This is a genomic window from Kribbella soli, assembly GCF_004331345.1.
In the GTDB taxonomy this organism is placed as follows: Bacteria; Actinomycetota; Actinomycetes; order Propionibacteriales; family Kribbellaceae; genus Kribbella; species Kribbella soli.
The window spans coordinates 434,169-447,489 of record NZ_SJJZ01000001.1; the positions used below are offsets into that span (position 1 = coordinate 434,169).

The following is a 13,321-nucleotide window of genomic DNA, read 5'->3' on the forward strand; positions in this document are numbered from 1 at the left end:
AGTATGAATTTGCGAACCGTCGTGAGGCTGCACACGTCAACCAGATCGTGAACGCGGAACTAGTCCCCCGCCCCCAGACGTTCGGAGCGGTATGCCGGTGAAGCGTGGTGCCCTGGTGGCCGTGGGTGGCATTGGCGTGCTCGCCCTGACGGTCGGGGTCGGCATCGCCTGGCTCGGCGGGAAGCACGTCGGGAACCTCCTGCCGCCGACCGAGGAGTGCACGGCGACGGTCGGCGGGCAGATGGTCGTGGTCGACTTCGAGCAGGCCGAGTCCGCGGCGATCATCGCGGGCGTCGCCGTACGGCGGGGTCTCCCGGCCCGCGCGGCGACGATCGCGCTCGCCACGGCGTACCAGGAATCCGGACTGCGCAACCTGGCGCACGGTGACCGGGACTCGCTCGGGCTGTTCCAGCAACGGCCGTCACAGGGCTGGGGTACGGCGGCTCAGGTGCGGGACCCGCACTACGCGGCCGGGAAGTTCTACGACGCGCTCGTGAAGATCAAGAACTACCAGAAGCTCGCGATCACGGTCGCGGCCGACCGGGTGCAGCGCAGTGCGTTCCCGAACGCGTACGCCGACCACGAGGCGGACGCCCGCGTCCTGGCGTCGGCGCTGACCGGGCAGTCGAAGAGCGTCTTCAGTTGCACCGTGAACACCGACGCGGTGCAGCAGGAGGCGATGGGCAGCAACGGGCTCACACCGCGCGCGGACGCCGTACGGAAGGACCTCATCCGGACGTTCGGGACGCTGTCGACCGGCGGGTACGCCGTGGGCGGGGTGAACTCCGGGCACATGGAGGGATCGGCGCACTACGACGGGCGGGCGGTCGACGTGTTCGTCCGGCCGATCTCGACGGCCAACACCACGAAGGGCTGGGCGATGGCGCAGTACCTGGTCGCCCGGGCGGACCTGCTGAAGATCAAGACGGTCATCTTCAGCGACAAGATCTGGACCGCCGGCGGCCGGTCGGACTCCGGCTGGCGGGACTACACCCCACCCGAACGCTCCGGCGACCCGAAGATCCTCCGCCACCTCGACCACGTCCACGTGGACGTCCTCGACCAATAACACAACGTCCGAAGAAACGTGCGCTCCAGGCCACGAATCTTCGGACGTTGTGTGATGAAGTGCTTACTCGTCGTGTTCCTGCGGCGGCAGGGCCGCGATGAACGGGTGGTCCTTGTCGATCTTGCCGAGCTTGGACGCACCGCCCGGGGAACCGAGGTCGTTGAAGAAGTCGACGTTCGCGGTGTAGTAGTCCTTCCACTGCTCCGGGGTGTCGTCCTCGTAATAGATCGCCTCTACCGGGCAGACCGGCTCGCAGGCTCCGCAGTCGACGCACTCGTCGGGGTGGATGTACAGCATCCGGTTGCCCTCGTAGATGCAGTCGACGGGGCACTCCTCGACACAGGCGAGGTCCTTCAGGTCAACACACGGCTGCGCGATGACGTAGGTCACTGCTACTCCTCCTATGGCAGGCAAGCGCAGACCGGGACTGGGGTGCTGCGATGCGGTGGTGCACGGTGTCTCTAGTATCACGGTAGTACGTCGCCCACTGTGCCAGGAGTCCGGATCGTGTCAGGCCTGCGAGTCCGTGATATCGGCCACCGTGTCGTCGTCCGTCACCGGATACCGGGCGGTCTGACCGACGTCATCGGCGTTCTGCAGGCCTGGACCCCCGAACTCGTCACTGTCCGCCACGCCGACGGCGCATTACACGAGATCCCGGCCTCCGACGTGACCGCGGCCAAGACCATCCCCGAGATGCCGCTCCGCCCGGTGGACGTCGACCAGCTCTTCCTCACCACCGCACTGGGCCGCCCAGCCGTCGAGACGGCACACGTCGGCCACTGGTTGCTCCGGGCATCCTCCGGCTGGACGGGCCGCGGCAACTCGCTCCTCCCGGCGGGCAGCCCCGGGATGCCCGTGGCCGACGCGCTCAAGCACGCCGAGACGTTCTACGACGAGCGCGACCTGCCGCCGCTGGCGCTGATCCGGATCGGAAGCCCCGAGGACGAGGCACTCCGCGCGTGCGGGTGGGTCGACGCGCGACCCGGGCAGTCCGACGTACTCGTCATGCACACCACGCTCGACCACGTGAACGCTGCACCGGAGTACGACGTACAGCTCGACGAGCATCCTGGTGACGCCTGGTACGCCGCTGCCTTCGAGGGGCCGGTGCCCGCGCCGGCGTCGAAGGTGCTGGAGGGTGCACCGAAGGCCATGTTCGCCTCGATCACCCTGGACGGTCGGATCGTGGCCGTCGGACGTGGCTCGATGACCGGTCACTGGCTGGGCGTCGACGCGATCCGCGTGAACTCCGCGTACCGCCGCCGCGGCTTGGGCACCGCCGTTCTGCAGGGCCTGGCCCGGTGGTCGGGTTCCCTGGGTGGCCGCCGTACGTATCTGGAGGTGCTCCTCGAGAACACCGCCGCGATGGCGACGTACACCCGTCTTGGCTACCGCGAGGCCTATCGGTACCGCTACCTGACCAGTCGGTGAGCCGCACCCGCACCGATGAGCGTCAGCACGATGAATCCGGCCAGTACAACCCCCAGCGCACGACTGGGGTCGTCAGCCAGCGCAGCGTAGGTAGAACCGGCTATCGCGACACCTAGTGCTCCAGACAGTTGTGCGTTCGTGGCGACCACTCCCGACAGGTCAGCGACGTACTGCGACGACATGCTGGACGTGACGGCGCCGATGAGGGTGTTGGAGGTGATCCCGAGCCCCAGCCCGCCGATACCGAGCAACGCGAACAGAAGCGGCCCAGCGCTGCCGCCCAGCAGCAGGTACGCCAGCACAGACACGTAGCCGACCGCCAGGACCAGGCAGCCGATGACAGGCATCCACCGCAGTCCCCGTCGCAGTCGGGGCAGGATCGGACCGGCCAGACCGAACGTGGCGACCCAAACGACCATCGCGAAGCCGGAGTACGCCGGTCCCTTGTGCAGACCGCCCTGGAGGTAGAGGGCGAGCACGAAGAGCAGGGCGAAGTACGTGCCCGACGTACAGCCGTGGGCGAGGAGACCGGCGCGGACGGACGGGTTGCCGAGGACCTGACGGGCGATCAGTGGGCGACCACCACGGCCTGCTGCGCGACGTTCGCCGTACTCGAAGAGGGCCAGCGCCGGGACGCTCAGTAGGAGGCACAGCCAGGACCAGGTGGGCCAGCCGCGTTCGGAGCCGAGCAGGAGCGGGACGATGACGAGCAGAACCGTTGTGGACAAGGCGAGTACGCCGCCAAGGTCAAGGCGGTCGCGACGTCCGGGCGGGTCAGCGGGAAGCAGGCGACGGCCGGCCACGGCGAGGACGATGCCTATCGGCACGTTGACGAGGAAGATCGGGCGCCAGCCGGTGCCGAAGAGATCCGCCGCAATGAGGACGCCGCCGAGCAGTTGGCCCGCCACCGCGCCGCCGGACAGCGCGATCGAGAAGTAGCCGAGCGCCTTGAGTCGGTCGCGACCTTGGAAGTGCAGCTGGATGCCGCTCAGTACCTGCGGGACCATCAGCGCGGCGCCGGCACCCTGGACGAAGCGGGCCACGACCAAGGTGGCGAGTCCGGGGGCGAGGCCACAGGCGAGGGACGCCGCAGTGAAGACGGTCAGGCCGAGCAGGAACGTCCGCCGGTACCCGAGCGACGAGCCGAGCCGGGCGCCGGTGATCAGCAGTACGGCGAACGCGACGACGTACCCGGACACGACCAGGCCGACGGCGCCCTCGGAGGCGTGCAGGTCGGCGCCGATGGACGGCCCGGCGATGTTGGCGACCGCGGTATCGATATTGGCCATGAGCTGACCGGTGAGCAGGACGGCCAGGATCGCGTCCCGACGGACCGTTCTTGTCTGCGGAGTGAGCACGTCACTGGAACGGTGTGAGGTAGCCGAGATGTGAGGGCGTTAGGCTCCCGTGGCATGGCGGATCACGTGGTCGAGCGGCCGGAGTACGCGGGGGACTTCGAGGGGACGGTGCGGGTGGAGTACACGCCGCACCCGGACGACGGGGTCGCGGATCCCGGCGAGATCGTCTGGACCTGGGTGCCGTTCGAGGAGGACTTCAGCCGCGGCAAGGACCGCCCCGTGCTGGTCGTCGGCTGGGACGAGCCGTTCCTGCTCGCGTTGATCCTCACCAGCAAGGACCATGACCGCGACGCCGCCGACGAGGCGCGCTGGGGCCGGGTCTGGCTGGACATCGGCAGCGGCTCCTGGGACAAGGAGCACCGGCCCAGCGAAGTCCGCCTGGACCGTGTGCTCCGCATCGACCCGCAACAGGTCCGCCGCGAAGGCGCCGTGATCGAAGAAGGCGTCTTCAACCAGGTCGCCGCCGGCCTGCACAACCTCAACCGCGGCTGAAGGATCAGCTAGGCGGGCGGGTGGTCGTGGTGACACCCGGCTTCCGGCCGGGTGGGGTCGTGATCCCGCCCGGCGGCGGCGTGACCGTGGTGCCTGGCTTCGGCCCGCAGCGGATGTCGGCGGCCGCGTTGTACTTCGTGGTGAACGACTCGGTCTTCTGCCGTACGCCGTTCTTCGCGAAGTACCGGTAGATGGTGATGTCGAAGCCCGGGGTCGGCGCCTGCGGCTCACACTTCGCGGCCGTGTTGTAGACGAGGCCCGGCTGGCGGAAGTTCGTCTTCTCCGACTGTCCGGCGGTGATGTCGACGAACTTCGTGCCCCAGATGATCACCCGGATGCTGCCCTTGCTGCCCGGCGTCGACGGCTTGAAGATCGTCTGCACCAGCAGGCCGTGCCCGGAGTCGTTCAGGAACTTCAGGTCCACCGAACCCCAGGCAACCGTCGCCTCCCGGCCGACCGGGTAGCGGCTGATGTAGACGCTGTGCGCCTTGTGCTCGACGATCTTCAGCCCGGCGAAGAACGCCGCGTTGAAGGTGGTGGTCGCCGACTGCGAGACACCGCCGCCGAAGTCCTTCTCGAACTTGCCGCCGCTGATGATGTACCCCTCGGCGAACCCGTTCTCCTTGGTCCGCTCACCGACGACCTTGTTCAGGCTGAACTCTTCGTTCGGCTTCAGCAGCGTGCCGTTGATCTTCGCCGCCGCCGTACCGATGTTGGTGTTGCGGTACGGCGCGTGCGGGAACTCGGTCTTGAAGTCGCCGATGTTCTGCGTGATCCCGAGCGCGGTCGCCTGCGCGGTGGTGAACTTCGCCGGCGTCGCCGTCAGCGGTACGGCGGCCCGCCGCTCACCGGTCGGCTTCGGCAGGATCGCCAGGATCGCCGCACCGACCTTCGCCCGGTCGACGACCATGCCGTTGACCGCTGGAACCACCTTCGGCCCGGCGCCGACGATCTGCACCGTCGCGTCCTTCGGCAGCGTCTCCAGCGCCTTGAACCGCTGCACGAACAGCGGCTCCAGCGCCTTGGTGCTGAGCGCCGGGATGACCTTGCCCTCCTGCACGCTGACCGCCAGCGCCGGTGCGATCTCGGCCGGCTCCAGCTCGACCGACTTCGACCCGACGGTCAACCGGATCGGACCCGACATCGCGGGCTCGGCGAACTCCTTCAGCGCCTTGTCGATCGCCTCGGTGGCGGCCTGCGGCTTGGTCACGCCGGCCGGCAGTTCCTTCGGGGTCCCGTCGGACGGGTACGCCGCGAACACCGCGTCGACCGCCTTCGCGGTGTCCAGCTGCAGGCCGTCGGCCGGATCGTGCTTCACCGGCTGCGTGCCCTTGAACGTGATCGTGCCCTCGGTGGCCTTGCGGTTCACCTGGCCGGCCAGCTTGTCGACGGCGGCCTTCAGCTTCGCGTCGTCCTTGGTCACGACCGGCTCGACCACGTCCCCGCCGGTCAGCGCGTGCCAGATCCGGCCGGGGGCCAGGCTGCGGCCCGCGCCCGCGGCGGCGACGGTCTTGTCCACGTCCACCGAGAGGCCGGCGTCGGCCGGCAGCACCTGGAACTTGGCGTCGCCGGCCTTCAGCGCGATCGGCGCACTCACCCGGTCCTCGAGACCCGCGGTCAGCTTGGCCTTCGCGTCGTCCTCGGACAGGCCGCCGATCGGGATACCGAGCACGGTCGTGTCCGTCGGGATCTTGGCTCCGGCGAACGCGAACGCCGCGCCGTACCCCACGACGAATACACCGAGCCCCGCGGCGGCGATGATCCCCGCGAGCTGCTTTCTCCCCACCGGACAGAGTCCTCCCGCTCGAGCGCTTGGTCAGGGCACAAGCGCACATCCTACGGGACAGGACAGGCCTCATCGACCGTCGGGGCTGCCCCGCGCTGCCCCGGCAGTAACGATCAGTTTCCGGGCAGTTCCCGGTAGTGACTGGAATGGTAGATCAGCGCGCTCGGGTCGCCCGGATCGCCCGTCCCGAGGCTGAGCACCTCGCCCACCACGATCGTGTGATCTCCCCCGTCGTACGTCGCCCAGGTCCGGCATTCGAGCCACGACAGGGCGCCGTCGACGGTCGGGCACCCGGTTTTCGGGCCGGCCGCCGTACCGATGCCGTCGAACTGGCTGTACAGGTCCCGCCCGGACCGCGCGAACCGGTCCGCGATCTCCCGCTGCGCCCCGGAGAGCACCGACACGGCCCAGTAGCCGCAGTCCAGTACGGCGGAGTGCATCCGGACGCCCTTGTCGACGCAGACCAGCACCAGCGGCGGATCGAGCGAGACCGAGGTGAACGCGTTGGCGGTCATCGCGTGCGCGACGCCGTCCTGCAGCGTGCTCATGATCGTGATCCCCGACGCGAACTGGCCGAGCGCAGCGCGGAACTCCGCAGGCGGGACGCTCCCACTCGACTCGGTTGAGGACACCTCAGCAGGTTATGCCCGCTGACAGGTTGATGCCTCAACCGAGCGTGTGGGAACGGTCACCTCACAGACCGGCGAACAGGTCGTGCTCCAGGCCGTCGGGGCCGGGCGCCGGGGTGCCCTTGACCAGGCGGTACGGCTCGGAGGCCCAGATCTGGTTGCCGTTGTTGTTGGACAGCGCGAAGAACGGTCCGTCGACGGTGATCTGGGTGGCGTGCGCCTTCATCGCGTTCATCTTCCGGTCGATGAACTCCTCGCCCTCGATCACGCAGTCGATCAGCCGGTCCGGCGTGATCATCGGCGGCATCGGGCCGTCCGGGTCCATCCCCTCGAAGGTGGTGGTGTCACCGGAGTCACGCAGCGCCCGGAGCTGCTCACGCATCCGGGACTCGGCCATCGCGGTCCAGTAGATCTTCGGGATGTCCCAGGCCGCGCCGAGGTCCTCCCGGTACGACCGGGCGGCGGCCAGATCGGCGGCGTACGTCGCGACGCGGTGTGCCTTGATGTGATCGGGGTGGCCGTAGTTGCCCCACTCGTCGTAGGTCACCAGGACCTGCGGGCGGAGCTCACGGATCACCGGGACCAGGTCGTTCGCCGCGGCGACCAGGTCGGCCTGCCAGAAGCTGTCCTTCCGGGTCTGCGGCGGGACATCCGCGTTGCCCTCGTCGTTGTAGATCATCCCGGTGTCGCGGTACTTGCCCGGGCCGCCGAGGAACCGGTGGTCGGTGACACCGAGCTCGGCCATCGCGTTCGCGAGCTCACCGATCCGGTGCTCGCCGAGGCCGTCGTCCTGGTCGGCGGCCAGATGGGACAGCTCGGGGACGAGGACCTCACCCTCCTCGCCGAGCGTGCAGGTGATCAGGGTGACGTGGGCGCCCTCGGCGACGTACCGCGCCATCGTCACACCGTTGTTGATGGTTTCGTCGTCCGGGTGGGCGTGCACCAGCAGCAGCCGGCGCTCAGCAAGCTCAACCATGCCGAAAGCCTACGTCGGCCCCCGGACAGTTCTCCCGGCAGTTCTCCCGGCAGTCTCCCGGCAGCGGGTCAGCCGAAGCGGCGGACCAGCAGGCAGCCGGCCTGGAACCGCGACTTGGCGCCGAGACCGGCGATCAGCGCGCTGATCTCGGAGCGCACGGTCCGCAGCGACAATCCGAGGTCGCGCGCGATCGCGGCGTCCTTCGCACCGGTCGACATCATCCGGCCGATCGTCACCTGGCGGCTGGTCAGCTCCCCGACCGCGGCGGGAGTCCGTCGGTGCGATCCGAGCTCGTAGACCTCACAGACGATCTCCGGTGCGCCATGTTGCTCCTGAATGGCCTCGAGCCGCACCACAGATATTGCCGGGTACACCGACATGCGTCACTCCTCCCCAAGAGTTCAGGAAAGGATTCTCGTCCCCGGGTCAGACCACTTGCCAGGTACAACCCATACAAACCACCCATACAGTTGCGGTGCGTGAACAGCGAGAAGGGCGGCGCCGTCAGGCACCGCCCTCCTCAGAAGTGTGCTGCGATCAGCTCACTTTCTTCACACCGATCTGGGTCAGGTCAGGGAAACCACCCGTGTTCGGGTCGGTCACCACGTTGTCGAGGTTCGAGCCCACGACGTACACGTTGAGGTCCTGAACGGTCGGCACCAGCGGAGCCGTCTTCATGATCTCGACGTACAGGTCGGACAGACCGGACTCGATCTTCGTCTTGTCGGTCTCCTTGGTCAGCTCGGCCATCTTGTCCCAGCCGGCCTGACTGCGCGCGTAGTTGTTCTGCGCGGCCTTACCCGGCGCGGTCGTGTCCGGCCCGAAGACGGACGGCACGATCGTCGTCAGGCTCGCCCAGTCGTAGCACCAGCCGGCGGTGATCAGGTCGGTCGCCGAGGTGTCCTGCTGCTGCGTCGAGTAGTAGTTGTCACCCGGGATCTTCTGGATCTCCACGTTGACGCCGATGGCCTTCCAGGACGCCTGAGCGGCCTCGGCAGCCTTCACGGCCAGACCGGAGTCCGCCGTACCAAGGACGAGCTTCTCGCCCTTGTAGCCGGCCTCGGTCAGCAGCTGCTTGGCCTTCGCCGGGTCACCCTCATCCGGAGCCTTGAAGTTCTCCTCCGGCTTGTAGCCCTCCATGTCCTGCGGAATGATCGAGTCGACCACCTTGGCGAGCCGCTCGCCACCACGGCCGTCGCGGTAGCTGGTCCGGTCCAGGCCGTAGTAGAGCGCCTCGCGCATCTTCTGGTTCTTCAGCAACGGGTTCTTCTGCTGGTTGAACGCGATGTACCGGCGGCAGATGTCGGTGCCCTCGACGACGCGGTCCTTGACGCTCGCCTGGTTCGTCTTGGCGATGTTCTCCGGCTGCACGCCCGTGAAGCTGAGCGAGCTCTGGTCCGCCGTGCCGTTCGCGATCAGCCGCTGGTCGACAGTCGCCTCGGCGTCACCGAACTTGAAGATGAACTTGTCCGGCCGGGCGTCGCGCAGCGGGTCGGTCTTCTGGTCCCAGTTGGTGTTGCGGACCAGCACCAGTTGCTTCTTCCGCGTGTACGACTCGATCTTGTACGGGCCGCTGGCGACCGGGTGGTTGTCGTACTGCGTCTTGGTGTCCTTGGCCTTCGGGACCGGCGAGAAGACCTTCATGCTCGCCGTACCGTCGAACGAGGCGACCGGGCGGTTCAGCTTGAAGACGATCGTCTTCTCGTCCGGGACCTCGATCGCGGTGCAGCCCTTGCCGCCGTTGTTGTCCGCGACGTACGGACCCTTGTAACCCTTGCAGTCGAGGTACTCGTGCGCGTACGGCGCACCCTCGGCCATGTCCGGTGCGAACGACCGCTCGGCGTTGTATTTGATGTCGGCGGCGACGATCGGCGTACCGTCCTCGTACTTCAGCCCGTCCTTCAGCTTGAAGGTCCAGGTCTTGAAGTCCGGACTGGCCTCGTAGCTCTCGGCGAGGTCCTTCTCGAGGATGAGTTTCTTCGCCTTGGCGTCGTACCGGTAGTCCGTCAGGGTCCGGGTGATCAGCTTGCCGATCATGCCGGAGTCCGTGACGAAGTTCCGCGCCGGGTCGAGGTGCTCGACGTCGGTGACGGAGTAGACGGTGACGGTGCCCCCCTTGGCACCGGCCGAAGCCTGCCCGCTCGGCGTATCGCTGTTTCCCCCGCCGCAGGCAACCGCGGTCAGGCTCAGTCCGAACCCAACGGCGATCGCCACTCCGGTTCGTTTGAGGTGATCCATGGCCAGTGTTTCCTTCCTTGTGTTGACACTTGTCGCCGGGTCACGGCGGCATTGAAGAAAGTGATCTACGTCATTTGGCGGTCATCAACTCACGTGTTCACAAACTGCGCAATGCGGATGTGGCCGCTTGACCGGATCGTGATCCCTTCAATGCCGTCGGTACACCAGACCAACGCTCTGTGTAGTCGTCAGACCACGTCCCGTTCCTCAGGGAAGTGGCAGGCCGATTGATGGCCCGGGGCTCCGATCTGCATCAGCGGCGGCTCCTCCGCAGCGCAGATCTCCTGTGCCTTCCAGCACCTGGTCCGGAAGCGGCACCCCGAGGGCGGGTTCAGTGGGCTCGGTACGTCGCCCGTCAGCCGGATCCGCTCGCGCGCGTCCTCGGCGTCCGGGTCGGCCTCCGGCACCGCGGACAGCAGCGCGTGCGTGTACGGGTGCCGGGCGTGGTTGTAGAGCTCGTCGCGGTCCGCGGTCTCGACCACCTTGCCGAGGTACATCACCGCGACCCGGTCGGAGATGTGCCGGATCACCGACAGGTCGTGCGCGATGAACAGGTAGGCGAGCCCGAACTCCTCCTGCAGGTCCTCGAGCAGGTTCACGATCTGTGCCTGGATCGACACGTCGAGCGCCGACACCGGCTCGTCGCAGACGATCAGCTTCGGCCGCAGCGCAAGCGCCCGGGCGACTCCGATCCGCTGTCGCTGGCCGCCGGAGAACTCGTGCGGGTAGCGGTTGTAGTGCTCGGGGTTCAGCCCGACCCGTTCCATCAGGGTCTGGACCGCCTTCTTCGTCCCGGTCTCGGTCTTCACCTTCTGGATGTCGTACGGCGCCCCGATGATGGTGCCGACGGTCTGCCGCGGGTTCAGCGACGAGAACGGGTCCTGGAAGATCATCTGGATCTCCCGCCGGAACGGGCGCATCTTGGCCCGGCTCAGATGGCTGATGTCCGAACCCAGGAACGAGATCGAGCCTGCGGTCGGCTCGTCCAGCCGGGTCACCAGCCGGCCCGTAGTGGTCTTCCCGCAGCCGGACTCACCGACCACGCCGAGCGTCTCGCCGGCGTGGAGGCTGAGGTCGACGCCGTCGACCGCCTTCACCGCACCGGTCTGCTTCTGGAAGATGATCCCCTGGGTCACCGGGAAATACCGTTGCAGCCCCCGGGTCTCGAGCAGCAGTTCGCCGCCCGCAACCTCCTTGCCGGTCTGCTCGGCAGATGTCGTAGTACTCACCAGCGCTCCCCCGCCATCAGAGGCTCGGCTTGATCTGCTCGGTGAACAGCTGCCTGCGTTCCTCGGACTTGATGTGGCACCGCACCCGATGCTGTTCCTGGCCGATCTGCAGCAGTTCCGGCAGCTCGGTGGAGCAGTTCGCCCCTTCGACGTGTTCCTGGTAGTCGCAACGCGGCTGGAACGGGCATCCTTTGGGCAGGTTGATCAGCGATGGCGGCGTACCCCGGATCGACTTGAGCCGCCCGTCGCCCGAGCGGTTCACCCGCGGGATCGAGCCGAGCAGACCCCAGGTGTACGGCATCTCGGGCCGGTAGAAGATGTCCCGGACGTTGCCCGACTCGACCACACGGCCGCCGTACATCACCACGACGTTCTCGGTCATCTTGGCGACCACACCGAGGTCGTGGGTGATCAGGATGATCGCGGAGTTGAACTCCTTCTGCAGATCCTTCATCAGGTCCAGGATCTGGGCCTGGACGGTGACGTCGAGCGCGGTGGTCGGCTCGTCGGCGATCAGCAGCGAGGGGTCGCACATCAGCGCCATCGCGATCATCGCGCGCTGCCGCATACCGCCGGAGAACTGGTGCGGGTAGTCGAAGAACCGCTTGTCGGGCGACGGGATGCCGACCCGGTCGAGCAGCTCGATCGCGCGCTTCTTGGCCACCGCCTTCGGTGCGTCGTTGTGCACCAGGAAGGCCTCGGTGAGCTGGTCACCGACCCGGAAGAACGGGTGCATCGCCGACAGCGGGTCCTGGAAGATCATCGCGACCTGCTGGCCGCGCAGCGCCCGCATCTCGGGCACCGACATGCCCACCAGTTCGGCGCCGTCCAGCCAGATCTCGCCGGTCACCTTCGCCTTGCTGCCCTTGTGCAGGCCCATGATCGCCAGGCTGGACACGCTCTTGCCGGAGCCGGACTCGCCGACGATGCCGAGCGTCTTGCCCCGCTCGAGGGTGAAGTTCAGGCCGTTGACGGCCCGCACCATCCCGTCGTCGGTCGGGAAGTGCACCTGCAGGTCCTTGACCTCCAGGAACGGCTTTCCGGCGCGTGTGTCCGCCGGCGGCGCACTGGTCACGGATTCGGTCATCTCACCCTCACCTGATCAAGCCAGCCGCACGCGCGGGTCGATGACGGCGTACAGGACGTCGACGACGATGTTCGCGAGCACCACGAAGATCGCCGCGAACAGCACGACGCCCATGATCGCGGGCAGGTCGTTGCTGAGCACGGAGTCGATGGAGAACTTGCCGAGGCCGGTGATGCTGAAGATCTGTTCGGTGATCACCGCGCCGCCGAGCAGGCCGCCGACGTCCAGGCCGAAGATGGTCACGATCGGGGTCAGCGCGGACCGCAGCCCGTGCTTGAAGACCACGGTCCGCTCGTCCAGGCCCTTCGCCCGGGCCGTCCGGATGTAGTCCTCGTTCATGGTGTCGATCATGTTGGCCCTGGTGATCCGGGTGTAGAGCGCCGCGAACACCAGCGCGAGCGTGATCCAGGGCAGGATGTAGAACTGCAGCCATTTCACTGGGCCCACCGAGAACAAGGCGGCGTTCGCCGTGTCGGGGAACGGGATCCAGTTGAGTTTCACGATGAACAGGTACAGCAGCAGGTAGCCGAACACGATCGTCGGGAAGGACACCCCGAACAGAGCCAGGCCGACGCTCAGCTTGTCGATGAACTTGCCCTTGCGGAGCGCGGCGATCAGGCCGAGCATCACGCCGGCCACCAGCCAGAGGACCGCGGCCCCGAGGGCCAGCCACAGCGTCGCCGGGAACGCGTCCTTGATCGAGTTCCAGACCGGGATGCCGTTCTGGTACGACTCACCGAAGCACGGCCACGGGCAGTTCCGTTCGTTGCCCTCGGAGCCGATCGTTCGTCCGCCCGGGCTCACCAGGCCCTGCATGTACTGGCCGTACTGCACGACCAGCGGCTTGTCGAAACCGTACGTCGCATTGACCTGTGCGACCGTCTCCGCGTTGCAGTTCTTGCCGCAGATGAGCAGCGCGGGGTTCGCCGGCGTGGCCCAGAACAGGAAGAACGTGATCGCGCTGATCACCACGAGCACGAACACCGCCTGGATCAGGCGGCGGATGAGATAGCGGCCCACCGG

The 13,321-nt window shown here is 67.4% G+C and carries 13 protein-coding genes; 3 read left to right on the top strand and 10 right to left on the bottom strand.

Annotated features, from left to right (window positions below):
• Positions 1-91 precede the first annotated feature (91 nt).
• Entirely contained in the window at positions 92-1,069 is a 978-nt protein-coding gene (locus E0H45_RS02140) for a VldE C-terminal domain-containing protein (RefSeq protein WP_131334573.1), read from the top strand.
• Positions 1,070-1,132: 63 nt separating this feature from the next.
• Here E0H45_RS02140 and fdxA read toward each other — a convergent pair whose 3' ends face one another.
• Entirely contained in the window at positions 1,133-1,459 is a 327-nt protein-coding gene (gene fdxA, locus E0H45_RS02145) for a ferredoxin (protein WP_012923087.1), read from the bottom strand.
• A 117-nt stretch (positions 1,460-1,576) separates the two neighbouring features.
• Between fdxA and E0H45_RS02150 the strand changes: the two genes are divergently transcribed.
• Entirely contained in the window at positions 1,577-2,503 is a 927-nt protein-coding gene (locus tag E0H45_RS02150) for a GNAT family N-acetyltransferase (RefSeq protein WP_238154754.1), read from the top strand.
• Here E0H45_RS02150 and E0H45_RS02155 read toward each other — a convergent pair.
• Positions 2,485-3,861 (bottom strand): MFS transporter, encoded by a 1,377-nt coding sequence (locus E0H45_RS02155; RefSeq protein WP_238154755.1) that lies wholly within the window; start codon positions 3,859-3,861, stop codon positions 2,485-2,487. The genes E0H45_RS02150 and E0H45_RS02155 overlap by 19 nt on opposite strands.
• A 54-nt stretch (positions 3,862-3,915) precedes the next feature.
• Here E0H45_RS02155 and E0H45_RS02160 point away from each other — a divergent pair, with 54 nt between their 5' ends.
• Positions 3,916-4,353 carry a type II toxin-antitoxin system PemK/MazF family toxin gene (locus E0H45_RS02160; RefSeq protein WP_131334574.1) on the top strand — a complete coding sequence of 146 codons (438 nt, stop codon included), beginning with the start codon at positions 3,916-3,918 and terminating at the stop codon, positions 4,351-4,353.
• 4 nt (positions 4,354-4,357) lie between these two features.
• Here the strand turns inward: E0H45_RS02160 and E0H45_RS02165 are convergent, their stop codons facing one another.
• The 8 genes from E0H45_RS02165 to E0H45_RS02200 all read right to left on the bottom strand — a co-directional run bounded on the left by E0H45_RS02165 (position 4,358) and on the right by E0H45_RS02200 (position 13,318).
• The gene (locus tag E0H45_RS02165; protein ID WP_131334575.1) at positions 4,358-6,139 is read right to left on the bottom strand and encodes a VanW family protein; all 1,782 of its coding nucleotides are present in this window, start codon (positions 6,137-6,139) and stop codon (positions 4,358-4,360) included.
• Positions 6,140-6,252: 113 nt separating this feature from the next.
• A complete protein-coding gene (locus E0H45_RS02170) occupies positions 6,253-6,771 on the bottom strand; it encodes a flavin reductase family protein (RefSeq protein ID WP_131334576.1) in 519 nt (172 codons plus the stop codon).
• Positions 6,772-6,832: 61 nt separating this feature from the next.
• The gene (gene mshB / locus E0H45_RS02175) at positions 6,833-7,744 is read right to left on the bottom strand and encodes an N-acetyl-1-D-myo-inositol-2-amino-2-deoxy-alpha-D-glucopyranoside deacetylase (protein WP_131334577.1); all 912 of its coding nucleotides are present in this window, start codon (positions 7,742-7,744) and stop codon (positions 6,833-6,835) included.
• A gap of 68 nt (positions 7,745-7,812) precedes the next feature.
• Positions 7,813-8,124, bottom strand: a complete 312-nt coding sequence (locus E0H45_RS02180) for a LuxR C-terminal-related transcriptional regulator (RefSeq protein WP_131334578.1) — start codon at positions 8,122-8,124, stop codon at positions 7,813-7,815.
• 157 nt (positions 8,125-8,281) lie between these two features.
• Entirely contained in the window at positions 8,282-9,982 is a 1,701-nt protein-coding gene (locus E0H45_RS02185; protein ID WP_131334579.1) for an ABC transporter substrate-binding protein, read from the bottom strand.
• 188 nt (positions 9,983-10,170) lie between these two features.
• A complete protein-coding gene (locus E0H45_RS02190; protein ID WP_131334580.1) occupies positions 10,171-11,211 on the bottom strand; it encodes an ABC transporter ATP-binding protein in 1,041 nt (346 codons plus the stop codon).
• Positions 11,212-11,227: 16 nt separating this feature from the next.
• Positions 11,228-12,298, bottom strand: coding sequence for an ABC transporter ATP-binding protein (locus tag E0H45_RS02195; protein WP_131334581.1), 1,071 nt, complete (start codon positions 12,296-12,298; stop codon positions 11,228-11,230).
• Positions 12,299-12,313: 15 nt separating this feature from the next.
• A complete protein-coding gene (locus E0H45_RS02200) occupies positions 12,314-13,318 on the bottom strand; it encodes an ABC transporter permease (protein WP_131334582.1) in 1,005 nt (334 codons plus the stop codon).
• Between the last annotated feature and the right edge of the window lie 3 nt (positions 13,319-13,321).